Genomic DNA, 25,557 nt, shown 5'->3' on the forward strand with positions numbered 1-25,557 from the left:
GACCACTGACCCGGCCACCGCGGCGAACCGGCCCCGGGCGGGCCGCCGGCATCACGGCTGCCGCGGTACCGTGCCGCCCAGGTCGGCCGCCCGGCGCACGAACGTCTCGTACAGGTCCCCCGCGGCCCGCGGCACCGACTCCGCCCGCCGGCGCTGGAGCATCAGCACCACCTCGGTGGCGTCCCCGGCCAGCGGCCGGCACACGATCGTCCCGCCACGCTCCAGCGGGTCCCCGACCACGCTGAAGTCGGGCAGCACCGTCGCGCCCAGCCCCTCCGCGACCATGAGCTTGCCCATCTCGGCACCGTCCGTCGAGTACGAGAAGACGGGGGTGCGGTCCGCCAGCAGCCGGTGCACATAGCGGTGCATCACATAGCCGGTGCGCATGGCGATCAGCGGCACCGTGAGCAGGTCGTCGGCCGACACCTCGGCCCGGCGGGCCAGCGGGCTGTCCGGCCGTACGCACACCACCGGCCGTCCGCGCAGCAGTTCGGTGGCCTCGAAGCCGGCCGGCACGTCGTCGCCGTCGAGATGGTTCACCAGCCCCAGGTCGAGACCGCCCTCGGCGAGGCCCCGCTGGATCTCCGTCTGCTGCGCGCCCACCACCTCGACCTGGGTGACCGGATGCGTGGCCCGGAAGTCCCGCAGCACCGGGATGAGCAGCGGCACGGTCGCCGCGTTGACCGTGCCGACGCGCACCATCCGGCTGATGCGGTGCTGCTCGCCCGCCGCCACCCGCAACCGGTCCACCGCCTCCAGCACCTGGACGATGTGCGGCATCAACTCCTGCCCCGCCGCGCTCATCGTCGCGCCGGTGCGCTTGCGCTCCAGCAGGTCGACACCGAGCTCCCGCTCCAGGTTCCGCACGGTCTCACTCAACGCGGGCTGCGACAGGCGCAGTTCGTCGGCCGCCCGGCGCAGCGAGCCGAGCCGGGTCACCGTCGCAATGTATTCCAGCTGTTCGGTCCGCACCCCGGCAGATTGCGCCGTCGTCCGGGGCGCGTTCAAGGGTTTCCCTGTCACACGTTCGTGAAATTCAATGGTCCGCGATGCGAGAACGGTCGGGTTTTCCTTGACGGTCTTCCGTACCGACTGCCACCATCGACGGCATGAAGATGCGACTGGACCTCACGCGGCGACGCCACGTCGACCTCGCGCGCGTCTCCAGCGCCTCCTGTCGCGCCGCGGCCTGATCGCCTCCCCGAGATCCGCCGCTCTCTCCCCCCTTCCTCTTCCTGCCGCCGGAATTCACCGTGCCAGCGCTTTCGACGCGCCGCGCACCCCTTTCCGGATCCCGGCGTGCCCGAAACCCGCGACAGGAGTTCCGCATGCCCGCCGCGCCCGTGAAATTCGCCTACTGGGTTCCCAACGTCAGCGGAGGACTCGTCACCAGCACGATCGAGCAACGCACCGACTGGGGATACGAGTACAACCGCGAACTCGCCGTCCTCGCCGAGAACAACGGCTTCGATTACGCGCTCAGCCAGGTCCGCTACATGGCCAGCTACGGCGCCGAGTACCAGCACGAGTCGACCAGCTTCAGCCTCGCCCTGCTGCTCGCCACCGAGCGCCTCAAGGTGATCGCCGCCGTCCACCCCGGCCTCTGGCACCCCGGCGTCCTCGCCAAACTCGGCGCCACCGCCGACCACCTGTCGAACGGCCGCTTCGCCGTCAACGTCGTGTCCGGCTGGTTCAAGGGGGAGTTCACCGCGCTCGGCGAGCCCTGGCTTGAGCACGACGAACGGTACCGGCGGGCCGAGGAGTTCATCCGCGCGCTGCGCCAGATCTGGACCGAGGACCACACCGAACTCGCCGGTGACTTCTACCGGTTGCGGGACTTCTCCCTCAAGCCCAAGCCGCTCAGCACCCCCGAGCGCCCGCACCCGGAGATCTTCCAGGGCGGCAACTCCACCGCCGCCCGCGCCATGGCGGGCCGCGTCTCCGACTGGTACTTCTCCAACGGCAAGGACATCGACGGCGTCGTCGAGCAGCTCCACGACGTCCGCGCGTCCGCCGCCGAAGCGGGCCGCACCGCACCGAAGTTCGGCCTCAACGGCTTCCTCATCGCCCGCGACACCGAGGCCGAGGCGCGCGACACCCTCCGCGAGATCATCGCCAAGGCCGACCGCGATGCCGTCGAGGGCTTCGGCGCCGCCGTCAGGCAGGCCGGCCGGTCCGCCGCCGACGGCAAGGGCATGTGGCAGGACTCCACCTTCGAGGACCTCGTCCAGTACAACGACGGCTTCCGCACCGGCCTGATCGGCACCCCGGAACAGATCGCCGAACGGATCGTCGCCTACAAGAAGCTCGGCGTCGACCTCCTCCTGCTCGGCTTCCTGCACTACCACGAGGAGGTCGAGTACTTCGGCAGGCGCGTACTGCCCCTGGTCCGCGAACTGGAGGCCCAACTCCCCGACGGCGCGCCCGAGCCCGCCCCGGCCCACGCCTGACCCCCTGCGACGTCACGAAAGAGGCAGCTCCATGGCCACCGTCCTGTCCGTCTCCGGCAGTCCCTCCGCCTCCTCCCGCACCGGCCGCCTGCTGCGCCACCTGGACCAGCGGCTGGCCGCCCAGGGCCACGAGGTGATCCCGCTCGACGTCCGCACCGTCCCCGCCGAAGCCCTGCTCGGCGCAGACTTCCGGCACCCGGCGATCGTCGAGGCCACCGAACTGTTCGCCCGCGCCGACGGGGTCGTCGTCGCCACCCCCGTCTACAAGGCGTCGTACTCCGGTGTCCTCAAGGCCCTGCTGGACCTGCTCCCGCAGTACGCGCTCAGCGGCAAGACCGTGCTGCCGCTGGCCACCGGCGGCTCCGTCGCGCACGTCCTCGCCATCGACTACGCGCTGCGACCGGTCCTCACCTCCATGGGCGCCGCCCACATAGTCCAGGGCTGGTTCACCCTCGACAAGGACATCACCGTGGGGGAGGACGGCACGCTGCTCCTGGCACCGGCCGCGGCCGAGGCACTCGCCCCGGTCGTCGACCAGTTCTCGGCGGCGCTCCTCGGCCGCACGCCGGTCCTGGCCGCGGCGAGCTGATCCGATGCCCGCCCACGTCATCGCCGACGACACCGAGGCGCTCGCCGTGGCGGCGGCCCTGGCCGACGAGTTCCGGGCCGGGGCCGCCGAACGGGACGCCGAACGCCGGCTGCCCCGCGCCGAGCTGGACCGCCTGTCGGCCTCGGGGCTGCTCGGCGTCACCGTGCCGGCCGAGTACGGCGGCGCCGACGTCGACGCCCTGACCCTCGCGGAGATCTTCCGCGTCCTCGGCTCGGCCGACGGCAGCCTCGCCCAGATCCCGCAGAGCCACTTCGTGTACGTCAACGTGATCCGCCGTCAGGGGACCGACGAACAGCGGAAGTTCTTCTTCGCCGAACTGCTCGCCGGCCGCCGCTTCGGCAACGCCCAGTCCGAGGCCGGTACCCGGCACGTGCAGGACATCCGGACCCGGCTGGAGCGCCGGCCCGACGGCTCCCACCTGCTGACCGGAGTCAAGCACTACTCCACGGGCGCCCTCTTCGCCGACTGGATCCCGGTCCTGGCCCGCGCCGAGGACGACGAACTGCACGTGGCGTACGTCCCGCGGGACGCCCCCGGCCTCACCGTCGTCGACGACTGGGACGGCATGGGGCAGCGGACGACCGCCAGCGGCACGGTCCGGCTGGACGGCGTGGGCGTGCCCGCCGACCGCGTGCTGCCGCACCACCTGACCTTCCGGGGGCCCCAGCTGCACGGCGCCGTCGCCCAGTTGCTGCACGCCGCCATCGACGTGGGGATCGCCCAGGGAGCGCTGGCCGAGGCCGCGGAGTTCGTACGGACCCGGAGCCGGCCCTGGTTCGAGAGCGGGGCGGAGACCGCCGCCGAGGACCCGCTGCTGATCCAGCGGTTCGGTGAACTCGCGGTCCGGACCAGGGCGTCCGAGGCACTGCTGCGGGAGGCCGCCCGCACGGTCGACGCGGCCGGGGCCGAACTCACCGACGGCTCGGCCGCCGAGGCGTCCGTCGCGGTGGCCGCCGCGAAGGTGCAGGCGGCCGAGACGGCCGTGACCGTCGCCGGGGCGCTCTTCGAGGTGTCCGGCACCCGCTCGGCCCTCAACTCCCTCAACCTGCACCGGCACTGGCGGGACGCCCGCACGCACACCCTGCACGATCCGGCCCGCTGGAAGATCCAGCACATCGGCCGGTACGTCCTGAGCGGCACCCTGCCGCCCCGCCACGGCCTGCTCTGACGCGCACTCACGAACGGAGACCCCCTCGTGTCCCTCACCTTCCACTGGTTCCTGCCCACCAACGGGGACAGCCGGCATGTCGTCGGCGGCGGCCACGGCACCCCGGCGACGGCCTCCGGACGGGACCGGCCGCCGACGGTGGCCTATCTGAGCCAGATCGCGAGGGCGGCGGAGGACCTCGGCTTCGTCGGGGCACTCACCCCGACCGGCGCCTGGTGCGAGGACGCATGGCTGACCACGGCGATGGTCAGCCGGCACACCGAGCGGCTGAAGTTCCTGGTCGCCTTCCGGCCGGGGTTCGTCTCGCCGACGCTCGCCGCCCAGATGGCGTCCACCTTCCAGCGGCAGTCCGGCGGCCGGCTGCTGCTCAACGTGGTGACCGGGGGCGAGAGCCACGAGCAGCGGGCCTACGGGGACTTCCTCGACAAGGACGCGCGGTACCGCCGTACCGGTGAGTTCCTGGAGATCGTGCGCGGGCTGTGGGAGGGCAGGACGGTCGATCTGGACGGTGCGCACCTGCGGGTCGAGGACGCCAGACTGGCCCGGCTGCCGGAGCCGGTGCCCGAGGTGTACTTCGGAGGGTCCTCGCCGGTCGCGGGCGAGGTCGCGGCCCGCCATGTGGACGTGTACCTGACCTGGGGGGAGCCGCCGGCCCAGGTGGCGGAGAAGATCGCCTGGATCCGGGGGCTCGCGGCGCAGCGGGGGCGCACCCTGCGGTTCGGGATCCGGCTGCACGCCATCACCCGGGACACGGCCGAGCAGGCGTGGGCCGAGGCGGCCCGGCTGCTGGAGGGGTTCGATCCGCAGACCGTGCGGTCGGTGCAGTCGGGGCTCGCCCGCAGCGAGTCCGAGGGGCAGCGGCGGATGCTGGCGCTGCACGGCGGCCGGCGGGACGCGCTGGAGATCCACCCGAACCTGTGGGCGGGGATCGGCCTGGTACGGGGTGGCGCCGGGACCGCCCTGGTCGGTTCGCACGACGAGGTCGCCGAACGGATCAGGGAGTACGCCGCGCTGGGCATCGAGGAGTTCGTGCTGTCCGGGTACCCGCACCTGGAGGAGGCGTACTGGTTCGGGGAGGGGGTGCTGCCCCGGCTGGCCGCGCAGGGCGTGTGGCGGCACCCCGCCGGGACGGGCGAGGCGTCCGCGGCGCAGGTGCCGTTCGCGTCCTGAGGGGTGCGGTCCGGCGGGTGCGCCCGGCGGCTGCCGCCTCGTCAGGGTGCGGCCAGGCCAGCCTCGATGCTGCGGTGCCGGGCGGCGCCATGCGCGAAGTCGGGCACGAGCGGTGTCCCGCCGGTGCGCAGGTCGTCCAGGAACTGCCGGTAGGCGTGGGCGACCGCGTAGGCCGGGGCGTCGGTCCGGGCGTCCAGGGCGGGGACGCGGGTGAGGGAGCCGGGCACCGGCAGCGGAGCCAGGTCGGTGGACGGGGAGCGGCCGCCTTCGAGGGTGACCGGGCTGAGCTGGAGGTGGCCGACCGGAGCGGTGAGGACGAGGTCGCCCTCGGTTCCGTTGATCTCCCAGCGGAAGTTGGTGCCCCGGGACATCCCACCGCGGTAGTGGACGGTGGCGACCGCGCCGCCCGGCAGCCGTCCCGAGGCCACCACCTGGTCCGCGGCCGTCATGGGCACGCGGTCGCCGCTCTCGCGGTCCACGGCCGACGTACGCCGGCGGGTCTGCCGGATCCGCAGTTCCTCGGGCTCTCCCAGGACCCACGCGAGGGCGTCGAGCAGGTGGCCGAACGGAACGGTCAGCAGGGTCGCGCCGTTCGCGGGGTCGAGCACGTAGTGGTCGCGGGCGCTCACGGTCGCGCCCCAGGCGCCGCCCGACCCCACGACCGTCGTCGACAGCACCTCTCCGACGTAACCGTCGGCGACGAGACGGCGCGCGTGGACCAGGGCCGGGTGCGAGCGAGCCTGGAGCCCGACCGCGGTGGACACGGCGCGGCTCCGCGCCCGCTGCGCCATGTCCTCGGCCTCGGCGAGCCCGTTGCCCAGCGGCCATTCGCACAGCACGCTCTTGCCGGCGTCGAGCGCGGTCCGCACCAGTTCCCGGTGGTGCGGCACCTTCACCGCCACCACCACGAGGTCCACCTCGTCGCAGGCGGCCAGTTCGGCGGCCGACCCGAAGGCACGGGGCACCCCGTGCACCTCTGCGGAGCGCTCGGCCGAGTCTTTCGCACTCGTGCTCAGTGCCCTCAGCTCGTAACCGGGTACCGCGCGCAGAGCCGGCAGGTGCGAGCGTTCGGCCCAGCTGCCGTGTGCGCCGAGTCCGACGATGCCGACTCCGATCGGCTTGCCGGACATGGCCAGCTCGGCGAGCGGTGAACCGGATGTGTTCATGATGCGGAGACCTCTTCTCGCGGCTGTGTGCCGCGCTCGCTGTCGAGCAGGGGCGACGCGGGGGCGCTGCCGCCGACTGCTAGCGTTGACATCTCAACACTAGAAAGAGGTGTGTTGATATGTCAACGTCATCGGCCGGTGCCCTGCCGGAACCCGTCGAGCTCTGGTCCGCGTTCAAGCGCGCCCACGAACTCGTCCGCACCCGGGTGGTCGCGGACACCGCCGAGGCGGCGGGCCTGTCCGAACCGGACCTGACGATCCTCGTCAACCTCCACAAGGCGGGCGGCGCCCTGCGCCAGAGCGAACTCGCCGCGTCGCTCGGCTGGGACCGCACCCGCATCTCCCACCAGCTCACCCGCATGGCCAAGCGCGGACTGGTCGCCCGGGAGCGCGGCGACGGCGTCACGGTCGCCCTCACCGACGCCGGGTGCCGGACCGTCGCCGCCGTGCATCCCGGCCTGGAAGCCGCGGTGCGCCGCCACTTCACGGACCGGCTCTCCGCGGCGGAGATCGAGACGCTGAGCACCCTGCTCCGCCGGCTGTGACCGGGACGCGGTCGCCCGAAGGGAGCAGCGCAGCACACGTCACCCGTCCGGCGGGCCCGGCGTGCGGCCGGTCGGCGCGCCGGGGAGCCTAGGATCCGTCCCCGGACGAACCGCGGGGCGGCTGCCTTGCCGGCTTGGGTGGACGGACCTCACGACCGGAGGAGACGGGTGTCGTACCGCGCCGGAAGAACCCGCTGGAGACGCTTCGCGGTGGTCCTGGTGCCCAGCGTCGGCGCCTGTGCGGCCGTCGGCGTCGCCATGGCGCAGGGAGTCCTGGCCGCCTCGTTCTTCATCTCCGGCCGGCAGTTCCAGCTCGCCGCCGACACCCTGACCGCCCGCGGGTTCAGTCTCTACGGCATGGTCGACGTGACGCGAAGACACGAACTCGTCCCCGTCGTGGTCACCGGGTTCCGGCATGCCACGATCGACGGACTGTGCCAGTCCGTCGTCGTCGACGTCCCGGTGCTGGGCACGCAGACCCTGCGGCTCACCGGCGGTGGCGGCCGGCCGGTCGAGACCTCGGACTTCTTCATCGACGCGACGGCCGAGTCGGTCGGTGACGCGAACTTCAGCGGCCTCGACGTCGGCGTCGCCCAGGGAGCCCTCACCAAGGGCCCGGTCAGGTCCGGCGACCGGAACTCGCAGTTCTTCGACCCCGACGCCGTCGCCCAGCAGGCGCTGTCGACCACCCTGAACGACGTGCGGGTGAGCGCGGTCGCGGTCTCCGCCGGCACGTTCAGCGTCCCCGGCCTGCGGGTGCGGCTCGAACAGGGCGACCACCCATGCTTCTGACCCCCGCGGCCAGGACAAGGCTTGTGCTCACCCGCCTCCGGGGCAGCGGCCGACGACTGCTCGACGGGGCACCGGCGTTCCGGCGCGGGTTCCGCGCCTGGCGTGGTGAACGCCCCTTCTGGGCCGCGGTGTTCACCTTCGCCGCCGGGCTGCCCATCCTCTACTGGCCGTACGCCCACCTGTCCCTGGGCGGGATCCCGCTCGCCCTGTCGACCGCCTCCGGCGCCGGGTCCCTGCTGATCGGAACCCTGCTCCTGGCTCTGGGGATCGGGCTCTGCTGCCGCCCCCATCTGCGGGTGTTCGCCGGGATCGCCACCCTGCTGCTCGCCCTCGTCTCCTTCCCCGTCGCGAACTTCGGCGGCCTCTTCCTCGGCGTGGCCTCCGGCCTCGTCGGCGGCTCCCTGGCCTGTGCCTGGCTGCCGCCCCAGGCCGACGAGCCGACGGCCACGGGAGAGGAGTGCGGTGGCGGCTGACTCGCGCACCGGTACCGCCCGCCTCGTGCCCGGCCGGGTGGCCCGGCCGCTCGCGGCCGCGCTGGCCGTGACCTGCCTCGCCCTGCTCCCGCACCTCGACGTGGGGCGGCCGGCCGGCGGCGGTGCGGGCGCTGCCGCCGAGCGGCTCGGCACGACGCCCCCGGTGCGCGCCGCGAAGGCCCCCTGCGTCCTGCGTGCGGACCGGCTCGTCCTGCGCGGCGCGCGGTTCCGCGGGGTGGTCTCGCTGCGCGCGGGGACCGGGACCGTCCGGGCCCTGAAGTTCACCGTACGGTCGCTGGACGCCGTCGACCTCGACCTGACCGTGGGCCGGGGCCGCGCGGCGATGCGTCTGCGGGCGCGGCCGGCGACCACCTCCACGCTCAGCGGGCAGGGCGCCGGCGGGGTCGCGACCCTCTACGTCCGCAGACTGACCGGCCGGGTCACCGGCCTCGGCGGCAGCCCGCTCCCGGCGCACCGCAACCTCACCGTCACCCCGGACTCCGTACCCCGCTGGCTCGCGCGCCCGGCCCCGCACGCCGCCACGCGCACCATCACCCTCGCCCGGGCGACCGCGTCCCAGCTCACCCAGTTCGGTGGCCGGCTGTCCATCAAGGGCCCGCAACTGCGGACCACCGCCCGGGGACGGCACGGCGCATGACCCGGTCGGGTCGACGAGTCCCGGCCAGGGGCCCGGGTTCTCCCGGGTTCGGGTTCTTCAGGGTTCTCCAGGGTTCTCCGTCAGGTGACGGGACAGGTCGTGGCGATCTTCTCGACGCGTGATCCGGCCGGGAGCGTGACCGTCACCGGATCGGGTGCCGCACCGGGGGCGGCCGTGCGCTGCGCCGCGTCCGCCGTGCAGACGATCTGCTCGGCCGCGAGGCGGGGATCGTGGACCTGGCTGAGCGCGCCCGACAGTTCGACCGAGATCCGGTGGTCGCGCGCCGTCACCTTCACGAGATCCGCCCAGCCGGGCGGCTCCGCCGCGGTGGTGGCACCGCCGTATCCCGGGACGGCCGTGGCCGTGCTCGGCACGACGCCGAGCAGCGGCAGCCGTGTCGTCAGCCCCTTGCTCCGCTCCGCGTCGGTCGGGCCCCGGAGCAGTGCCTGCAGCGCCGACTCGACGTCGCCCGGCGCGTCGGTCGTGCGCCGGACGGCGGTCAGGGTGCCCTCCCGCACGAAGTACAGCCGGGCCGTCGGCATGATGCCACTGGCGGGACCGCCCGCCTGCACCACCCCGGTCGTGGGGATGCCGCAGGCCGCCAGGGCGCCCGCCGCCACGAGGAGCAGCAGCGTGCGGCGGGCCCGGCGCCCGAGGCTCACCACGGATCCTCCCGCGGTCCCTCGCCCCGCGGACCCTCGCCGGCCGGCAGCGGGAGCCGCACGGTGAAGACGGCGCCGCCGCCGGCCCGGTTCGCGGCGTGCACCGTCCCCCCGTGCACCCGGACGTTCTCCGCCGTGATCGCGAGGCCCAGGCCGCTGCCCTCGGTGCGGGTGCGGGCCGCGTCCGACTTGTAGAACCGCTCGAAGACATGCGGCAGCACGTCGTCCGGGATCCCGGGCCCGCTGTCCAGCACCTCGATCACCGCGAGCCGCTCTCCGCCGGGCTCCGTGAGGTCGGACAGGCGCAGGGTGACGGGCGGGGCACCGTGCCGCAGAGCGTTCCCGACCAGGTTGGCCACGACGACGTCGAGACGGCGCGGGTCGACACGGCCGCGCAGGGTGCCGGGCGGGGGCAGGTCGCACTCCACCTGGCCGGTCCAGGCGCGGGCGTCGAGGGTGCGCCGCAGGGACTCGGCGAGGTCGATCTCGTCCAGGTGCACGACCGCGGCGCCCGCGTCGAACCGGGAGATCTCCATCAGGTCGTCGACCAGTCGGGCCAGCTTCACGGTCTCCTCGCTGATCAGGCGGACGGCGGTGGCGGTGTCCGGGTCCAGGCCGGCGGCGTCCTCGTCGAGCACGTCGGTGACGGCGGACATGGCGGCGAGCGGGGTGCGCAGTTCATGGGAGACGTCCGCGGCGAACCGGCGGGCCCGGGCCTCCATGCCGCGCAGCTCGGCCACCGACTTCTCCAGCGCGGCGGCCGTCTCGTTGAACGTGTGGGAGAGATCGGCGAGTTCGTCGGACCCGTGGACGGCGAGCCGGGTGTCCAGGCGGCCCTCGGCGATGCTGCGGGTGGCGTGGCGCAACGCCCGCACCGGGCGCAGCACTCCGCGGGCGGCGAGCAGCGCCAGCAGCACGGCGAGCGCCAGCGCGGGCACGGCGGCGCGTTCGACGGCGCTGACCAGGGCGTCCACGTAAGCGAGTTCGGTGGTCTGCGGCACCGTCAGGAAGACATGGACACCGGAGTTGTACACGCCCTTCACGGGCGCCTCGGCGAAGGTGACCGTCATGCCGACCACGAGTGCGGTGCCGTCGCCGACGGCCACCCGCTGGAAGACGGTGGCCAGGCTGGAGTCGACGGCCGCGCGCAGGGCGGGGGTCAGCTCCGCGAAGCGGTCACCGGCGGCGGAGACGGCGCTCAGCCGGCCGTAGGTGGCCAGCACCCGCCAGGTACCGGACGGCTCCGAGCGGGCCACGTCCACCGCGAACCGGGAGAGCGCGGCCTCGTCCGGCGGGAAGGCGAGGTCCGGGGCGAGCCGGCCGACCTGAGTGCGCAGCTGCTGGATCACGGCGTCCTGGCTCTGCTGGAGCACACCGGTACGGGCCTCGCGGAAGGTCAGGGCGCCGGTGGTGGCCGCGGTGACGGCGGCGACCAGGGTGAAGGCGAGCACCAGCCGGATCCGCAGCCCGCGCGGCTGCGGCAGGCGGAGCCGCCTCACCGGGCGGCGAACCGGTAGCCGAAGCCGCGCACGGTCTGGATGTGGCGCGGCTCGCGCGGCGGTTCGCCCAGCTTGGCGCGCAGCCGCCGCACGCAGGCGTCCACCAGGCGCGCGTCCCCGTGATAGCTGTGCTCCCACACCGCTTCGAGCAGCTGCTGCCGGCTGAACACCTGGCCGGGCGACGCGGACAGGGTGAGCAGCAGCCGGAGTTCGGACGGGGCGAGCGGGACCGGCACCCCGCCGCGGGCGACCTCAAGGCCGGCCCGGTCCACGGACAGGTCCCCGAAGGTGTCGATCTTCGGTATGCCGCCCTCGGCCGGCGCGCCGCCCGCCCGGCGCAGCACCGCGCGGATGCGGGCCTCCAGCACCCGCGCCTGCACGGGCTTGACCACGTAGTCGTCGGCGCCCGCCTCCAGGCCCACGACGATGTCCTCGTCGTCGCCGCGCGCGGTCGCCATGACGATCGGCAGGGTCTGGTCGAGGCCGCGGATCCGGGAGCAGACGTCGAGCCCGGACAGACCGGGCAGCATGAGGTCCAGCACCACGACGTCCGGCCGGAAGGAGCGTACCCGTTCCAGCCCGTCCTCCCCGGTCGCGACGGGGGCGACCTCGTGCCCCTGGCGGCGCAGGGCGAGGGCCACCCCCTCCCGCACGGCACGGTCGTCTTCGATCAGCAGTACGCGTGGCATGCGCTCAGTATCGGCATCGGATCCGCACAGCTGTGCGCCTGTTACGGGATGATCACATAAGCCCGCGGCCTACGCCGCGGCCTGCCGACTCCTGTGCCCACGACTCGCGTGACGCGTGAACCGGCCGGCCGCCGTGGCGTCAGCCCTCGATCCAGCCGTGGTTCTTCGCGAACTGGGCCAGCGCGCCGCGGACCCGCACGATCTCCTCGGCGGTGAGCGTGGGCGCCGACGCCAGCAGCGTCTCGGTCACCTCGCGGGTGAACTCGTCCGCGCTGAGCAGGTCGCACAGCGAGTCGTCGTCCGGGCCGAGCGTGCGGACGTCCGCGCCCCGGGCGAGCCGGACTCCGGACGCCTTCGGGCCGCGCTCGCCGCTCTCGATGTCGAACTCCACGGCCACGCCGGGGCGGACGTACGACTCCGGCATCTGCATGTCGTTCACATGCAGGAAGACGTCCTCCCCACCACCGTCCGGAGCGATGAAGCCGTACCCGCGCGAGCTGTCGAACCGCACCACACGACCGGTAACCATGCCGAACCCCCAACCACACCGGGCCACCTGCCCGGACACCTGACCCCGATGGTAGTCACGTCCGGCCCGCCGGGTCGACCGCGGCGAGGGCCGAGGCGGGACGCCGTCGGGAACCCCGTCGGGAACGCCGTCGGGAAGGGAGGGGGAACTCCGTGCACCGGCAATGAAGTTGATGTGGAAAGCTGTCGCCAGCCGCCGGTGGGCCATGGGGAGCCCGGAGTGGTCGTTGAGAGGAGCGCACGTGACGCAGGACGGTACCGGGGCCGTGCAGATCGACACCAGCAAGCCGCATCCCGCGCGGATCTACGACTACCTGCTGGGCGGCAAGGACAACTACGAGGTGGACCGCGCGGCCGGCGACCGGATCGCCGCCGCCGCGCCCGAGGTGTGGATCTCCGTGCGGGCCAACCGCGGCTTCCTGCAGCGCGCGGTCCGGCACGTCGTGGACAGCGGTGTCCGCCAGATCCTCGACATCGGCACCGGCCTGCCCACCTCGCCGAACGTGCACGAGATCGCCCAGCGGCTGGCGCCGGACGTGCGCGTCGCCTACGTCGACAACGACCCGATCGTGAAGGCCCACGGCGACGCGCTGCTCAGCCGGGCCGGCACCACCAGCATCGTCCTCGCCGACCTGCGCGACCCGCGGTCCGTCGTCGAGCACCCCGAGGTCCGCCGGATCATCGACTTCGGCGAGCCCGTCGCCCTCTTCCTCGTCGCCATCCTCCACTTCGTCCGCGACGAGGAGGAGCCCGAGCGGATCGTGGCCACTCTGCGCGACGCGCTCCCGGCCGGCAGCTTCCTGGTGCTCTCGCACGCCACCGGCGACTTCGCCGACGACCGCAGCGAGGCCCAGAACGTCTACAACAACGCGACCGCCTCCATGAACCTGCGTCCCCGGGCCCGCGTCGAGCGGTTCTTCGACGGGTTCGAGCTGGTCGAGCCCGGCGTGACCCAGGTCCCGTTCTGGCGCCCGGACACCACCCCGCCGGCCGGCTCCGAGGAGATCGGCTTCTACGGCGGGGTGGCCGTCAAGAAGGCCTGAGCCGTCGTCCGGCCGGTGCGCCGCGTCGCGGCCGGCCCGGACGCGTAAACGGCTGGCGGCCCCGGGCGAGGGCGCCGTATTCTTCCCGCGATGACCACTCACTCTGCAGTCAGATTGGGGGTCCCGTCCGCTCAAGGTGAGTGCTGATGGCCACTCACCTCACGGACGGGGACACCCGCCTCTCCCTGTGGCGGCGCGTGCGCGAGTTCGCCGTGCCGCCTGCCATGATCGAGACCGCGACCGCCCGCCGCACCGTCGGCGACTGGGCGGGGGCCTGCGCCGCGGCCGGTTTCGACGTCGACCTCGACCTGCGTGCGCTGGCCCGTGCCCGGGGCCGGGACGTGACCGAACGGGTCCGTGCCGACCTGCGCCTGCTGGCGCCCGACCTGCTGCGCTGGCATCTGCCGAGGATCGCGCCCGACGGGCTGCTGCGACCGGGGCTGACCATGCCGCTCGCCCGTTACGACGCAGGGGACGGCTCGCTGTGCCTCGTGGTCCGGACGCCGCCCGCCTGGGCCGACGCCGGGCAGCGCATCAGCCTCGCGCTCTGGGACGGCACGCTGAGCGAGCCCGCCGCCCGGGGGCATCCGCATCCGCACCCCAGCCGCCGCTTCCGCTTCGACCTGCACCGCCATCTGTGGAACGCGGACGCCGCCGGAGACCTGCGGACCCGCGCGGGCACCGACCGTCCGCCGAGCCGGGAACCGGCCGAGGACACCGGCCGCGTGCCCGGCGGCGACCTTCTCCAGGGCGGCGACCATCTCTTGGGCGATGCCCCGTTTCCGGGCGGTGGCCCCCACTCGGTCCGTGGCCCATCCGCCGGCGGTGGGCGGTTCGCGTTCACCGACGGGTTCGCGTACACCGAACGCCTTGCGCTCCACGGAGAAGGACCGTGTGCCACGGACCGGTGGGCGGACGAGGCGCGGATCGTGCTGGATGCGGAGGGGCGGGACAGCGGGACCGTCGTCGTACGGCTGAGCGGCCGGCGGCGGCTCGCGCTGTGCCTCGCGGCCGACGGGACCATGTCCGTGGGCCCGGACGCCGGTACCGGCGCGCTGCCCGTGCTGCCGGACGCGGCGACCTGGACGCTCCCCGATCTGGAGCTGCTGCGCGCCGGGCTGGTCGACGCCGGCCGGTTGCATCCGCTGGTGGCCGCCGCGCTCGTGCCCCGACCTGTGGCGGCCGGCCGGGCACGGGCACCGCTCGCGGACCCGGCCCGACGGCCGGACCTCGTGGAGTGCCGCGGCGCCCGTCACCGGATCGGCCTGGTCGACGGGGTGCTGTCGCCGCTGGACCACTCCCCGGACGAACTCCGGCGCGAGGACCTGCTGGTGGCACTCGGCGGCCCGCCGCTGCCCTGCCTGCGGGCCATCGACGAGGCGCACCGCCGCCCCGACTGCCTCACCGGCGTCCGCGAACGCCTCGACCACGGAGATGTCGCCGGCGCGCTCGCCGTCGTCGAGGGCCTGCTGGGGCCCGAAGCCGTGCTGCGCGACGGCCCGTTGAAGGACGCGCTGGAGTCGGCCGCGGAACGCCGGATCACCTACGGCCTCTACCGGGCGGGTCTCGTCGGATCGAGCACCGGGCCGGTCCGCACCCGGCGACGCCGGTCCGCCCGCGACCCGCGCCTGGGCCCACGCGCCGCCGACCGGCGCTGACCCCCACCCTCCTCCTTTCCCGCACCTGCTCTCCCACACCCCAAGGTGATCGCCCATGACCACGCATGCCCCCGACCAACTCGCCGTCGCGGACGCCCTCTCGGCGCTGCTCGGCGACTCCACCACCCAGCCCCGGCCCGACACCCAGCTGGAGGCGCTGACCCTCGCCGTCGCCGCCGACCTGCCCGTCCTCCTGTGGGGCGAGCCGGGCATCGGCAAGACCGCCGCCCTGAACAGACTGGCCGAGGCGCTCGACCTGCCGCTGACCACGGTGATCGCCAGCGTGCACGAGCCGTCCGACTTCTCCGGCCTGCCCGTCGTCGGCGACGACCCGGCCGTCCAGGGCGTCCCGATGGCCCCGCCGGACTGGGCGGTACGGCTGGTGCGGGCCGGCCGTGGCCTGCTCTTCCTCGACGAGCTGTCCACCGCGCCCCCCGCCGTACAGGCCGCCCTGCTCAGGCTGGTCCTGGAGCGTCGGGTGGGCGCGCTCCGCCTGCCGCCCGGCGTACGGATCGTGGCCGCGGCCAACCCGCGTTCCTCGGCCGCCGACGGCTGGGAGCTGAGCCCGCCGCTGGCCAACCGGTTCGTGCATCTGCAGTGGGCCCACGACCACGACGTCGTCGTCCGAGGGCTCGGCGGCGTCTGGCCCCGGGCGACCCTGCCCCGGCTCGATCCCGAGCGGCTGCCCGCCGCCGTGGACTTCGCGCGTCGCGCGGTGTGCGGCCTGCTCGCCACCCGCCCCACCCTCGTCCACCGGCTGCCGAGCGGCGAGATGCGGCGGGGCGGTGCCTGGCCGTCGCCCCGCAGCTGGGACATGACGCTGCGCCTGGTCGCCTTCGCGCACGCCGCAGGCTCCTCCCGGGACGTGCTCTCCCTGTTGGTCAGAGGGACGGTCGGGGACGGCCCGGGACTCGAACTGCTGGCGAGCGTCGACCGGATGGAGCTCCCGGACCCCGAGACGCTGCTCGCCGACCCGGACGCGGCCGATCTGCCCGAGCGAGGTGACCTGCGCCAGGCCGTGCTGGACGGCGTGGTCGCGGCGGTCCGTGAACGCCCGGACCGGTCCCGCTGGGACGCCGCCTGGGCCCTGTTGGTGCGGGCACTGGACACCGGCGCCCCCGACCTCGTGGTCGTCCCCGCCACCACCCTGGCCTCGCTGCGCCGCGACGACTGGGACGTGCCGGCGGCGATCGAACGGCTCGCGGGAGCGGTGGCGGTGTCCCGCCGCGCCGACCGGGCGGCCGAACGCGTCACGGCGAAGGCGGGCCGCCGATGAGCGCCGAACCGCACACCGGCCCCGGCACCGCACCGGCCGCGACCCTCGCCCCTGCACTGCAACCGGACGCCAGACCGGACCGGACCCCTCACCTGGACCCGGACCGGAACCCGGCCCCGGACCCGGACCGTGAGCTGGACTTGGACCTGGAGAAGCTCTACGCCGCCCGGCTGCAGGCCGCGCGGGCCCGGCCCTACCTCGCGACGGCCCTGTTCGCCCTGCACGTCGTGGCGTCCCGGCAGGTGCCGACCATGGCCGTCGACAAGCACTGGCGGTGCTATGTCTCACCCGCCTTCGTGGACCGGACGCCGGAGGAGGACCTGGCCGGGGTGTGGGTGCACGAGGTGTCGCACCTGCTGCGCGACCACCACGCGCGCAGCGACCGGGTCGCGCGTGAACGCGGGCTGACCGGAGCCGGCGAGCGGCTGCGGATGAACATCGCGGCGGACCTGGAGATCAACGACGACGCGTACGGCGACGGACTGGCCCAGCCCCGCGGCGCCGTCCGGCCGTACATGCTGCGGCTGCCCGAAGGCCAGTTGATGGAGGACTACCTGCGCCAGTTCCGGCTCGGGCCGCTGACGCAGGACCTCGCCTGGCTGGACTGCGGCAGCGGGGCCGACGGCCGGGACCGGGAGTGGGACCTGGGTCCGGACGGTGCGCACGGCCTCAGCGAACAGGAGCGGGACGGGGTCCGGTTCCGGGTGGCACAGGCCATCAGCGGACGGCCGGGCAGCGCGCCGGACGGCTGGCGGCGCTGGGCGGAGGAGGCCTTCCATCCGCCGCAGCCCTGGCGCGAGCTGCTGGGCGCCGCGGTCCGCTCGGCGGCCTCGGCCGCGGGCGCCGGCGACGACTACAGCTACGGCCGCCCCTCGCGCCGCTCGGCGGCCCTGCCCGGTGTGGTCCTGCCGAGTCTGCGCCGCCGCCCGCCCAGGGTCTCGGTCGTCATCGACACCTCAGGCTCGGTCAGCGACGCCGAACTGGGCAGCGCCCTGCTGGAGGTGGCCGCGATCTCCCGTGCCGTCGGCGGCCGCAGGGACCTGGTCTCGGTGCTGTCCTGCGACGCGGCCGCCCGGACGGTGCAGCCGTTGTGCCGCGCGGAGGGCATCGCGCTGGTCGGCGGTGGCGGTACGGACCTGCGCGCGGGCTTCGCCAGGGCGCTGCGGGCGCGGCCGGCGCCGGACGTCGTGGTGGCCCTCACCGACGGCCAGACACCCTGGCCCACGGCACAACCGGACTGCCGGACGGTGGTGGGCCTGTTCCCCCGGCAGCACAGCGGCACGTCGGAGGAGACGGACGGCCCCGGCTACGTACCGGACGCACCGCCCGCCTGGGCCCGGGTCGTCCACATCGGCTAGCCCGGCCTGCCCCTGAGCCTCGAACGCCCCGGTCGGTAAGGGGGCGCCGCCGGCGGAGAGGTGCGGGCGGGGCGCCCGGGAGGTGCCGCGTCCGGATGACGGACAATGAGCCCACGCCGTCGACTGCCGAGCGGCCGGCCGAGACCGGACGGCCGACGTCGCGTCCGCCGCCGGCACCCACCCGGCGCCCCGCCGGCACCCACCCGGCGCCCCGGCGGCGCCCACCCGGCGCCCCGGCGGCGCCCACCCGGCGCCCCGGCGGCGCCCAGAACGGAGGACGAACATGCCCGACACCCCGCCCGTGACTCTCCAGGACGTGCACGACGCGGCGGCGCGGATCAAGGGGGTGGCCCACCGCACCCCCGTGCTGCGCTCGCGCACCCTGGACGAGCTGGTCGGTGCCGAGGTCTTCCTGAAGTGCGAGAACCTCCAGCGCGTCGGCGCGTTCAAGTTCCGCGGCGCCTACAACGCCGCGTCCCGGCTGTCCGCCGCGCAGCTCGCCAAGGGCATCGCCGCCTACTCCTCCGGCAATCACGCCCAGGCCGTCGCCCTCGCCGCCCGCGAACTGGGCACCACCGCCGTCATCGTGATGCCCGAGGACACCCCGCGCGCCAAGCGGGAGGCGACCGCCGGGTACGGCGCGGAGATCGTGACGTACGACCGCTACACCGGCGACCGGGTCGCGATCGGCGAGGCCCTCGCCGCCGAGCGAGGGCTCGCGCTGATCCCGCCGTACGAGCACCCGCACGTCATAGCCGGACAGGGCACGGCCGCTCTCGAACTCATCGAGGAGGTCGGCGAGCTGGACGCCCTGGTGGTGCCGGTCGGCGGCGGCGGGCTGATCGCGGGCAGCGCCACCGCCGCCAAGGGGTTGCTGCCCGGGATCCGGGTCGTCGGGGTCGAGCCGGAGGCCGGCGACGACACCAGGCGTTCCCTCGCGGCGGGCCACCGGGTGTCGATCCCGGTGCCCCGCACCATCGCCGACGGCCAGGCCGCGGACATCCCCGGCGAGCTGACCTTCTCCGTCAACCAGCGCCTGGTGGACGACATCTCGCTGGTCGGCGACGAACAGATCGGCGACGCCATGCGGTTCGCCTTCGAGCGTCTGAAGACCGTCCTGGAGCCGAGCGGCGCCAGCGGTCTGGCCGCGCTGCTCGCCCACCGGGTGGCGCCGCTGCCGCGCCGGATCGGGGTCGTCCTGTCCGGGGGCAACGTGGGCGCGGAGCGGTTCGCCGAGATCGTCGCCGGCTGACCGCGCGACGGCGCGCGCAGCCGCGGATCGCCGGCGCGGCGGGCGGCACCGGGCGGGCCGGACGCCCCGGCGGGGTCCCGGGCGCATGCCCCGGCTCCGACCGGGTACGCGTGCCGTGGCCGCCCGGCGCCTGCCGGACCCGCGGCCCGTAACACCACCGCTACCTGGGGATCTGCCATGGAGACACCCGCACACGACGACTTCCCGACGCCGGCCCAGCGGGCGCTCGACTCGCTGGCCGTCAACGCCGAGGACCACGACGCCCTGGACACGCTCGCACACAGTGACGTGCTGGTCCCGGTGCCGGACGACGCCGCGGAGGCGGCCGACCCCGCGATGATCGCCCTGCCCGTCCTGGAACGCCCCGACGGCGACCCCGTCGTCCCGGTGTTCACCTCCGAGGGTGAGCTGACCGGCCTGCTGCCGACCGTCTCCCGCTACCGCGTGGTGCCGCTCGGCGCGCTCGCCTCGCAGTGGCCCGAGGAGAACCTCTCGCTCGCCATCGACGGCAGCTCGGCGCACGCGCTGACGCTCACCTCGGAGGGAGTGCGCACCCTGCTGGCCCGGCCGGCGGGCTGACCCAAGGGCTCCGGTCACCCGGAGGCGGCCGTGCGGGCCAGAATGGCGCCATGGAATGGATCTCCGGGGTGGCCGGGGGACTGGTATTGATCCTGGTCCTGCGCAGCATCCTGCGTACGCTCGTGGTCCCCAGGGGCCTGTACTCGGTGCTCGTCTACCGGCTCTGGTGGGGCCTGCGCCGCCTGCTCTGCCTCATCGCGCACCGGGGCGGCTACGCCGCCATCGACCGCGCGCAGACCTGGCTCGCCCCCCTCATGCTGGTCGGCATGCTCGCCGCCTGGCTCGGCGGGGCGTTCCTCGGCTTCGGGCTGCTGCTGTACGCGTTCTCCCCGCTCTCCTGGAGCACCGCGTTCCGGGAGGCGGGCTCCAGCCTCTTCACCCTGGGCTTCGCCGGCGGCGCCCGGCTGCGGCTGTCCGCGCTCGACTTCGTCGCCGCGGCCACCGGCCCGGTCGTCATCGCCCTGCAGATCGCCTACCTGCCCACCCTGTACGCCGCCTACAACCGCCGCGAGCTGGAGGTCACCCTGCTCCAGTCGCGCGCCGGTGAGCCCGCGTGGGGTCCGGAGATCCTCGCCCGCCAGTGGCTGGTCGACACCGAGACCGCGCTGCCCGAGCTGTACCGGTCCTGGGAGCGACTGGCCGCGGACATGGGGGAGAGCCACGCCACCTATCCGGTGCTGCTGGCGTTCCGCTCGCCCCGCCCCTACCGCAGCTGGCTGGTCGGCCTGATCGCCGTCATGGACGCGGCCGCCATGCAGCTCGCGCTCTCCCCGCGCTCCACGTCGCCGCAGGCCCGCCTGGTGCTGCGGGCCGGGTTCACCGCGCTGCGGGACATCGCCGTCTCGGTGCGGGCGGACTTCGACCCCGACCCGGCACCGGACGCCCCCGTCGAGCTGACCTACGGCGAGTTCGAGGCGGCCGTCGCCATGCTGGAGAAGACCGGTTTCCGGCCCGAGCGCAGCACCGAGGAGGCCTGGCCGCACTTCCACGGCTGGCGGGTCAACTACGAGGCGGTCGCCTACGAACTGTGCCGCCGCTGCGACGCCGTGCCCGCACTGTGGACCGGCGGGCGGGACTTCCCCTCGGAGCCGATCCCGCCGCGGCGCCCGGTGGACCGGCGGCCCTCCGCAGGACGGCCGGAAGTTCCCCCCGGGCGCGGGTAGTACGGCGCATCCTGAGGGAAGATCCCAGCAGGGGCCGGGGAGACCGAGAGGGGCGGATCGTCGTGAGGGTCGTCCTGCTGGGCACCGCCGCGGGCGGCGGATTCCCGCAGTGGAACTGCGCCTGCGCGCTGTGCGCCGCAGCCCGGGACGGCAAGCTGCCCTCCCGGAGCCAGGAGTGCGTCGCCCTGACCGGCAACGGCCGGGACTGGTGGCTGCTCAACGCCTCCCCGGACATCCGGGTCCAGCTCACCGCCGCGGCGGCGCTGTGGCCGGGACCCGGCCCCCGGGACACCCCGGTGCGCGGCGTGCTGCTCACCGACGCCGAGGCCGACCACGTCGCCGGGCTGGTCGTGCTGCGCGGGGCGCCCGGCCTGAAGGTGTACGCGGCCCCGCCGGTGCGGACGGCACTGGCTCCCGCCCAGGGCGCCCTGGACCGCTACGCCCCCTGGGAGTGGGCCGACAGCCTGGCCGACGGCGGGTTCGTGCTGGCCGGCGGTCTGGTCGTCACCGCCCATCCGGTCGGTGCCAAGGTCCCGGCCTACGTCCCGCCCGCGCTCGCCGAGGCCGACGGCCGCTGGGTCACGGCCTACCGCGTCGAGGACCTGGCCACCGGGGGAGTGCTGGTCTACGCGCCCTGCGTCGGCGCCTGGAGCGACACCCTGGACGACCTGTGCGCGGAGGCGGACTGCGTCCTGCTGGACGGCACCTTCTTCACCGCCGGCGAGATGGGCGGCACGGTCCGCTCAGGTCGCCGGCAGGCGGCGATGGGCCATCTCCCGGTCTCCGGCGCGCACGGCAGCCTCGCCGCCCTGGCCCGGCATCCCCGCGCCCGCCGGATCTACACCCACCTCAACAACACCAACCCCCTGGTCGACCCGGCGTCCCGGGCTCGCGCCCGGGTGGCCGCGGAGGGGGTGGAGGTCCTCCCCGACGGGATCGAGTTCGCGCTCTAGGGGGTCTGCCCGCCTTCGAGCATCCGCTCCAGCACCGCCCGCTGCAGCGGGCGTACCTCGGCGTGCACGGCGCGCCCCTTCGCGGTGAGCGCGACCCACACGCCCCGCCGGTCCTCGACACAGACCGACCGCTCCACCAGACCGTCCTTCTCCAGCCGTCCGATCAGCCGGGACAGGGCGCTCTGGCTCAGATGGACCCGGCCCACCAGGTTCTGCACCCGGCAGTGGTCACCCTCGGCCGGGGTCTCGGTGGCGAGCAGGTCGAGCACCTCGAAGTCGCTCGCACCCAGCCCGTGCGGATGCAGCACCCGGTCGATCTCGCACATGGTGCGCGCGTGCACCGACAGGATGTCCCGCCACTGTTCCTCGAGCCGGGCTTCGGCCGTCTTCGCTGCCATACCCGCACCGTAACACCGATGCCACCACTTGTTGAGTGTGCAACTAGTGCGGGTGCAAGCAGTCTCAGGCCACCGGGTCCTGGAGCAGCCCCACCATGTTGCCGTCGGCGTCCTTGACGGAGGCGACCAGCCGTCCGTTGCCGACGTCCCGCGCGTCCTGGACCAGCTCGGCGCCGGCCGCCAGCAGTGCGGCGAGCCGCTCCCGCAGGTCGGTGACGTGCCAGAACGGCGTCGGTCCGGTCAGCCCCTGGGCGTGCCCGTTCGGGTCCAGGCCGACGTCCTGCCCGGCGGCCTTGAACCCGACGTAGTACGGCTCGTCGGCATACGGCTCCACGCCCAGCAGCGCGCCGAACAGCGCCTTGGCCCGCGCCGCGTCCTTGACGGGGTAGATGATCGTCTGCACGCCTTCGCTCATGGCGTTCCCACTCCTCGCGCTCAGGGACCGGCGCTTTTCGGCCGGTGATCCCACGCTAGAACGGGCGACCCCACCACGGCTTCTCCAATCCTGACCGCTTGCCGAAGCACCCCGCGCAGGCGTCCCCGACGGGGCGCTGGGGGTACCCCCGGCCGAAGGCTGGGGGAGGAACTGCGCGACCAGCCACGACGTCGCCGCAGACGACCTCCGGCCCGGCGCGGCGCCCCAGCGAAGCCCTCACGCAGACTCGCGCCGCACCAGCTCCGTGGGCAGGATCACCGCCGCCGGGTCCTCGCCCCCTATCTGGGCGAGCAGCACGCGCACCATCTCGTTGCTGATCCGGTCCCAGGGCTGGCGGATGGTGGTGAGCCGCGGGGTCACCGCGGTGGCCGCCGGGGAGTCGTCGAAACCGCCGACGGCGATGTCGTCCGGTACCCGCCGGCCGGCCCGCTGCAGCACCGCCAGCACGCCCTGCGCCATCAGGTCGGAGGCCACGAACACCGCGTCCAGGTCCGGGGCCTGCGCGAGCAGCCGTTCCGCCCCCGCCTCGCCGCTCGCCCTGCTGTAGTCCCCGGACACGACGAGCGCATCGTCGAGCGCGATGCCCGCCTCGGTGAGGACCTCCCGGTACCCGGCGAGCCGCTCCACACCGCCCGGGGTGTCCAGCGGCCCGGTGATCATGCCGATCCGGCGGCGCCCCACGTCCAGCAGGTGCCGGACCATGTCCCGGGCGCCGTCCCGGTCGTCGGCGGCCACATAGCTGACCTTGGAACCGAGCCCTATCGGCTTGCCGCAGGCCACCAGCGGCACGCCCGCCGCCCGCAGCTCCTCGGCGACCGGGTCACCGGAGTGACTCGACACCAGCAGCACCCCGTCGACGTGCCCGGCGGTGATGTACCGCGTGATCCGCCGACGTTCGTCCTTCGTGCCCGCCAGCATCAGCAGGACCGGGATGTCGTGGCTCGCCAGCGCCTGTGTGCAACCGCTGAGCAGGACGTTGAAGTTCGGGTCCTCGAAGAACCGCTCCTGGGGCTCGGTCAGCAGGAAGCCGACCGAGTCCGAGCGCCCGGTGATCAGCGAGCGGGCGTGCCGGTTCACGACGTAACCCGTCCTGCGGATGGCCGCGTTGACCGCCTCCGCGGCGGCGGGGCTGACGTAGTGCCCGCCGTTGAGCACCCGCGAGACGGTGCCCCGGGAGACACCGGCCTCGCGTGCCACGTCATGGATCGTCGGCGGTCTGCGCCGGCCCCCCGCACTGCTGCTCATGGTCATGACTTTACGGCCCCCGACAGCAGGTCAAGGCTCCAGAAGCGCTGAATGACCAGGAAGAGCGCGATCAGCGGCAGCACGGCCAGGAACGCGCCGGTGATCACCAGGGTGTACAGGGCCGGGGTGCTGGCGCCCTGCATGAGGAGTGTGTACAGACCGAGGGTGAGCGGGAACCGCTCGTCGTCGCTCAGCATGATGTACGGCAGCAGGAAGTTGTTCCAGATGGCCACGAACTGGAACAGGAACACCGTCACCATGCCGGGGATCATCATCGGCAGCGCGATCCGGGTGAAGATCCGCCACTCGCCGGCCCCGTCCGTCCGGCCGGCCTCCACCACGTCGGCGGGGACGGCCGCGGCCGCGTAGATCCGCGAGAGGTAGACCCCGTACGGGGCGAGGATCTGGGGCAGCAGCACGGACAGGTAGGAGTCGGTGAGGTTCGCCTTGGCGAGCAGCAGGTACTGCGGGACGGCCAGGATGACCGGGGGCATCAGGACGCCCGCGAGCAGCACGTTGAAGACCGTCTCGCGGCCCCTGAACCGGTAGACGGCGAGGGCGTAGCCGCTGCACGCCGACACGCACGTCGAGACCACGGCACCGAGTCCGGCGTACAGGGCGGAGTTGGCCATCCACTGCCAGTAGATGCCGTCCCGGTAGGCGCTCAGGTCCTTGAGGTTCTGGGCGAAGCCGGTACCGGGCAGGAAGGTGAACGTGGAGAACAGCTCGCTGCCCGACTTGGTGGACGCGATCACCACCCAGGCGACCGGCAGCAGTGTGTAGACCGCGCCCAGCACGAGGACGGCCGTCGGTATCAGCGCGACACGGCGGCGCAGCGACGGCCCCTGGGCGGTGCCCGGCGTCGTGCCGGCGGCCGGGGCGGCCTTGCGGACGGCAAGAGAACTCACGGTGCACCTCCTTGACCGGCGTCCCGCTTGTTCCGGCGGTTCGCGGCCCGCAGGAACCCGAAGGACAGCGCGAGCGTGGCGAGGGCGATCAGCGTCGCCTCGGCCGCCGCCGAGTAGACGTCCCCCTTGGCGAAGGCGTCGACGTACACCTTCATCAGCGGGCTCCAGGTCGTGCTGACCGAGTTGGTCAGGGGCTTGAGGGTCATCGGCTCGTTGAACACCTGCAGCGTGGCGATGATCGAGAAGAAGAAGGTGAGCACCAGCGAGGGCGCCACCATCGGGATCTTGATCCGCAGCGCGGTCTGCAGCGGGGTGGCGCCGTCCAGCTTCGCCGCCTCGTGCACCTCGGCCGGGATGGACCGGAGCGAGGTGTAGATGACGATCATGTTGAAGCCGGTGCCGCCCCAGACCGCGATGTTGGACAGGGCCAGGTACAGCGGCCCGCCGTCCAGCAGGTCCGGCTGCGGCAGGTGCAGCTTCGCGAGCAGGTAGAAGAAGGGGCTGACGTCCGGCAGGTACAGGAAGCCCCACAGCAGCGCGGCGACCACGCCGGGGATGGCGTACGGCAGGAAGATCGCGAGCCGGGTGACCGGGGCGAGGCGGACCCGTTCGGAGTCGAGCATCAGGGCGAACAGGAGGGCGAGGCCCAGCATCACCGGGACGACGATGCAGCCGTAGCCGAGGACGCGCAGCGCACCGGCGTAGAACTCGTGGTCGGTGAGAGCGTCCTTGTAGTTCTCCAGGCCGGCCCAGACCTCCGTGCGGGCGCCCGCGCCCAGGCCGAGCCCGGACACGTGCACCTTGCGGAAGCTGAGCCAGACCGCGTACCCGATGGGCAGCGCGAAGAACAGGGCGAAGAGGATCGTGGCAGGCATGAG

28 protein-coding genes are annotated in these 25,557 nt (G+C 73.9%); 17 read left to right on the forward strand and 11 right to left on the reverse strand.

Going from position 1 to position 25,557, the window contains the following annotated elements:
• Positions 1–51: 51 nt before the first annotated feature.
• A complete protein-coding gene (locus AB0M11_RS19605) occupies positions 52–972 on the reverse strand; it encodes a LysR family transcriptional regulator (RefSeq protein ID WP_365707048.1) in 921 nt (306 codons plus the stop codon).
• Positions 973–1,115: 143 nt separating this feature from the next.
• Here AB0M11_RS19605 and AB0M11_RS19610 point away from each other — a divergent pair, with 143 nt between their 5' ends.
• The 5 genes from AB0M11_RS19610 (at position 1,116) to AB0M11_RS19630 (ending at position 5,398) form a co-directional block, all read left to right on the forward strand.
• On the forward strand, positions 1,116–1,193 hold the full coding sequence (locus AB0M11_RS19610) for a putative leader peptide (RefSeq protein ID WP_351405193.1): 78 nt from the start codon (positions 1,116–1,118) through the stop codon (positions 1,191–1,193).
• A 135-nt stretch (positions 1,194–1,328) separates the two neighbouring features.
• Positions 1,329–2,450: a dimethylsulfone monooxygenase SfnG gene (sfnG, locus tag AB0M11_RS19615; RefSeq protein WP_365707050.1), complete on the forward strand. Its 1,122-nt coding sequence runs from the start codon at positions 1,329–1,331 to the stop codon at positions 2,448–2,450.
• Positions 2,451–2,481: 31 nt separating this feature from the next.
• Positions 2,482–3,039, forward strand: coding sequence for an NADPH-dependent FMN reductase (gene ssuE, locus AB0M11_RS19620; RefSeq protein WP_365707052.1), 558 nt, complete (start codon positions 2,482–2,484; stop codon positions 3,037–3,039).
• Positions 3,040–3,043: 4 nt separating this feature from the next.
• A complete protein-coding gene (locus AB0M11_RS19625) occupies positions 3,044–4,228 on the forward strand; it encodes an SfnB family sulfur acquisition oxidoreductase (RefSeq protein WP_365707054.1) in 1,185 nt (394 codons plus the stop codon).
• Between the two features lie 27 nt (positions 4,229–4,255).
• Positions 4,256–5,398, forward strand: a complete 1,143-nt coding sequence (locus tag AB0M11_RS19630) for an LLM class flavin-dependent oxidoreductase (RefSeq protein ID WP_365707056.1) — start codon at positions 4,256–4,258, stop codon at positions 5,396–5,398.
• Between the two features lie 41 nt (positions 5,399–5,439).
• On the opposite strand, the gene AB0M11_RS19635 is transcribed toward AB0M11_RS19630, so the two are convergent.
• The gene (locus AB0M11_RS19635; RefSeq protein WP_365707058.1) at positions 5,440–6,564 is read right to left on the reverse strand and encodes a Gfo/Idh/MocA family oxidoreductase; all 1,125 of its coding nucleotides are present in this window, start codon (positions 6,562–6,564) and stop codon (positions 5,440–5,442) included.
• A gap of 119 nt (positions 6,565–6,683) precedes the next feature.
• On the opposite strand from AB0M11_RS19635, the gene AB0M11_RS19640 reads away from it, so the two are divergent.
• The 4 genes from AB0M11_RS19640 to AB0M11_RS19655 all read left to right on the forward strand — a co-directional run bounded on the left by AB0M11_RS19640 (position 6,684) and on the right by AB0M11_RS19655 (position 9,032).
• Entirely contained in the window at positions 6,684–7,109 is a 426-nt protein-coding gene (locus tag AB0M11_RS19640) for a MarR family winged helix-turn-helix transcriptional regulator (protein ID WP_365707060.1), read from the forward strand.
• Between the two features lie 168 nt (positions 7,110–7,277).
• A complete protein-coding gene (locus tag AB0M11_RS19645; RefSeq protein ID WP_365707062.1) occupies positions 7,278–7,901 on the forward strand; it encodes a DUF6230 family protein in 624 nt (207 codons plus the stop codon).
• 23 nt (positions 7,902–7,924) lie between these two features.
• Positions 7,925–8,374 carry a DUF6114 domain-containing protein gene (locus AB0M11_RS19650; protein WP_365707064.1) on the forward strand — a complete coding sequence of 150 codons (450 nt, stop codon included), beginning with the start codon at positions 7,925–7,927 and terminating at the stop codon, positions 8,372–8,374.
• Positions 8,364–9,032 carry a hypothetical protein gene (locus AB0M11_RS19655; protein ID WP_365707066.1) on the forward strand — a complete coding sequence of 223 codons (669 nt, stop codon included), beginning with the start codon at positions 8,364–8,366 and terminating at the stop codon, positions 9,030–9,032. The genes AB0M11_RS19650 and AB0M11_RS19655 overlap by 11 nt, the downstream gene beginning before the upstream one ends.
• An 80-nt stretch (positions 9,033–9,112) precedes the next feature.
• On the opposite strand, the gene AB0M11_RS19660 is transcribed toward AB0M11_RS19655, so the two are convergent.
• The 4 genes from AB0M11_RS19660 to AB0M11_RS19675 all read right to left on the reverse strand — a co-directional run bounded on the left by AB0M11_RS19660 (position 9,113) and on the right by AB0M11_RS19675 (position 12,411).
• Positions 9,113–9,694: a hypothetical protein gene (locus tag AB0M11_RS19660; RefSeq protein ID WP_365707068.1), complete on the reverse strand. Its 582-nt coding sequence runs from the start codon at positions 9,692–9,694 to the stop codon at positions 9,113–9,115.
• The gene (locus tag AB0M11_RS19665; protein ID WP_365707070.1) at positions 9,691–11,193 is read right to left on the reverse strand and encodes a HAMP domain-containing sensor histidine kinase; all 1,503 of its coding nucleotides are present in this window, start codon (positions 11,191–11,193) and stop codon (positions 9,691–9,693) included. Before AB0M11_RS19665 ends, AB0M11_RS19660 begins: the two co-directional genes overlap by 4 nt.
• On the reverse strand, positions 11,190–11,882 hold the full coding sequence (locus AB0M11_RS19670; RefSeq protein WP_365707072.1) for a response regulator transcription factor: 693 nt from the start codon (positions 11,880–11,882) through the stop codon (positions 11,190–11,192). The genes AB0M11_RS19665 and AB0M11_RS19670 overlap by 4 nt, the downstream gene beginning before the upstream one ends.
• A gap of 139 nt (positions 11,883–12,021) precedes the next feature.
• A complete protein-coding gene (locus AB0M11_RS19675) occupies positions 12,022–12,411 on the reverse strand; it encodes a cold shock domain-containing protein (protein WP_365707074.1) in 390 nt (129 codons plus the stop codon).
• Positions 12,412–12,652: 241 nt separating this feature from the next.
• Between AB0M11_RS19675 and AB0M11_RS19680 the strand changes: the two genes are divergently transcribed.
• The 8 genes from AB0M11_RS19680 (at position 12,653) to pqqB (ending at position 21,692) form a co-directional block, all read left to right on the forward strand.
• Positions 12,653–13,453 (forward strand): SAM-dependent methyltransferase, encoded by an 801-nt coding sequence (locus AB0M11_RS19680; RefSeq protein ID WP_365707076.1) that lies wholly within the window; start codon positions 12,653–12,655, stop codon positions 13,451–13,453.
• Between the two features lie 146 nt (positions 13,454–13,599).
• Positions 13,600–15,111 carry a hypothetical protein gene (locus AB0M11_RS19685; protein WP_365707078.1) on the forward strand — a complete coding sequence of 504 codons (1,512 nt, stop codon included), beginning with the start codon at positions 13,600–13,602 and terminating at the stop codon, positions 15,109–15,111.
• 55 nt (positions 15,112–15,166) lie between these two features.
• Positions 15,167–16,387, forward strand: coding sequence for an AAA family ATPase (locus tag AB0M11_RS19690; protein ID WP_365707080.1), 1,221 nt, complete (start codon positions 15,167–15,169; stop codon positions 16,385–16,387).
• Positions 16,384–17,745 (forward strand): VWA-like domain-containing protein, encoded by a 1,362-nt coding sequence (locus AB0M11_RS19695; RefSeq protein WP_365707082.1) that lies wholly within the window; start codon positions 16,384–16,386, stop codon positions 17,743–17,745. The genes AB0M11_RS19690 and AB0M11_RS19695 overlap by 4 nt, the downstream gene beginning before the upstream one ends.
• A 283-nt stretch (positions 17,746–18,028) precedes the next feature.
• On the forward strand, positions 18,029–18,997 hold the full coding sequence (locus AB0M11_RS19700) for a pyridoxal-phosphate dependent enzyme (protein WP_365707083.1): 969 nt from the start codon (positions 18,029–18,031) through the stop codon (positions 18,995–18,997).
• A gap of 177 nt (positions 18,998–19,174) precedes the next feature.
• A complete protein-coding gene (locus tag AB0M11_RS19705; RefSeq protein WP_365707084.1) occupies positions 19,175–19,576 on the forward strand; it encodes an SseB family protein in 402 nt (133 codons plus the stop codon).
• A gap of 50 nt (positions 19,577–19,626) precedes the next feature.
• Positions 19,627–20,739 carry a hypothetical protein gene (locus AB0M11_RS19710; RefSeq protein ID WP_365707085.1) on the forward strand — a complete coding sequence of 371 codons (1,113 nt, stop codon included), beginning with the start codon at positions 19,627–19,629 and terminating at the stop codon, positions 20,737–20,739.
• Positions 20,740–20,801: 62 nt separating this feature from the next.
• Positions 20,802–21,692 carry a pyrroloquinoline quinone biosynthesis protein PqqB gene (gene pqqB, locus AB0M11_RS19715; protein WP_365707087.1) on the forward strand — a complete coding sequence of 297 codons (891 nt, stop codon included), beginning with the start codon at positions 20,802–20,804 and terminating at the stop codon, positions 21,690–21,692.
• Here the strand turns inward: pqqB and AB0M11_RS19720 are convergent.
• From AB0M11_RS19720 to AB0M11_RS19740, 5 genes are all read right to left on the reverse strand, one after another.
• Positions 21,689–22,090 carry a MarR family transcriptional regulator gene (locus tag AB0M11_RS19720; RefSeq protein ID WP_365707088.1) on the reverse strand — a complete coding sequence of 134 codons (402 nt, stop codon included), beginning with the start codon at positions 22,088–22,090 and terminating at the stop codon, positions 21,689–21,691. The genes pqqB and AB0M11_RS19720 overlap by 4 nt on opposite strands.
• 64 nt (positions 22,091–22,154) lie before the next feature.
• On the reverse strand, positions 22,155–22,505 hold the full coding sequence (locus AB0M11_RS19725) for a VOC family protein (RefSeq protein WP_365707089.1): 351 nt from the start codon (positions 22,503–22,505) through the stop codon (positions 22,155–22,157).
• A gap of 237 nt (positions 22,506–22,742) precedes the next feature.
• Complete coding sequence (locus AB0M11_RS19730) at positions 22,743–23,777, reverse strand: LacI family DNA-binding transcriptional regulator (protein ID WP_365707091.1); 1,035 nt, start codon at positions 23,775–23,777, stop codon at positions 22,743–22,745.
• Positions 23,774–24,679 carry a carbohydrate ABC transporter permease gene (locus tag AB0M11_RS19735; RefSeq protein WP_365707092.1) on the reverse strand — a complete coding sequence of 302 codons (906 nt, stop codon included), beginning with the start codon at positions 24,677–24,679 and terminating at the stop codon, positions 23,774–23,776. Before AB0M11_RS19735 ends, AB0M11_RS19730 begins: the two co-directional genes overlap by 4 nt.
• Positions 24,676–25,554 carry a sugar ABC transporter permease gene (locus AB0M11_RS19740; RefSeq protein WP_365707093.1) on the reverse strand — a complete coding sequence of 293 codons (879 nt, stop codon included), beginning with the start codon at positions 25,552–25,554 and terminating at the stop codon, positions 24,676–24,678. The genes AB0M11_RS19735 and AB0M11_RS19740 overlap by 4 nt, the downstream gene beginning before the upstream one ends.
• Positions 25,555–25,557: the final 3 nt, after the last annotated feature.

The organism is Streptomyces sp. NPDC051987 (genome assembly GCF_040680735.1).
GTDB lineage: Bacteria > Actinomycetota > Actinomycetes > Streptomycetales > Streptomycetaceae > Streptomyces.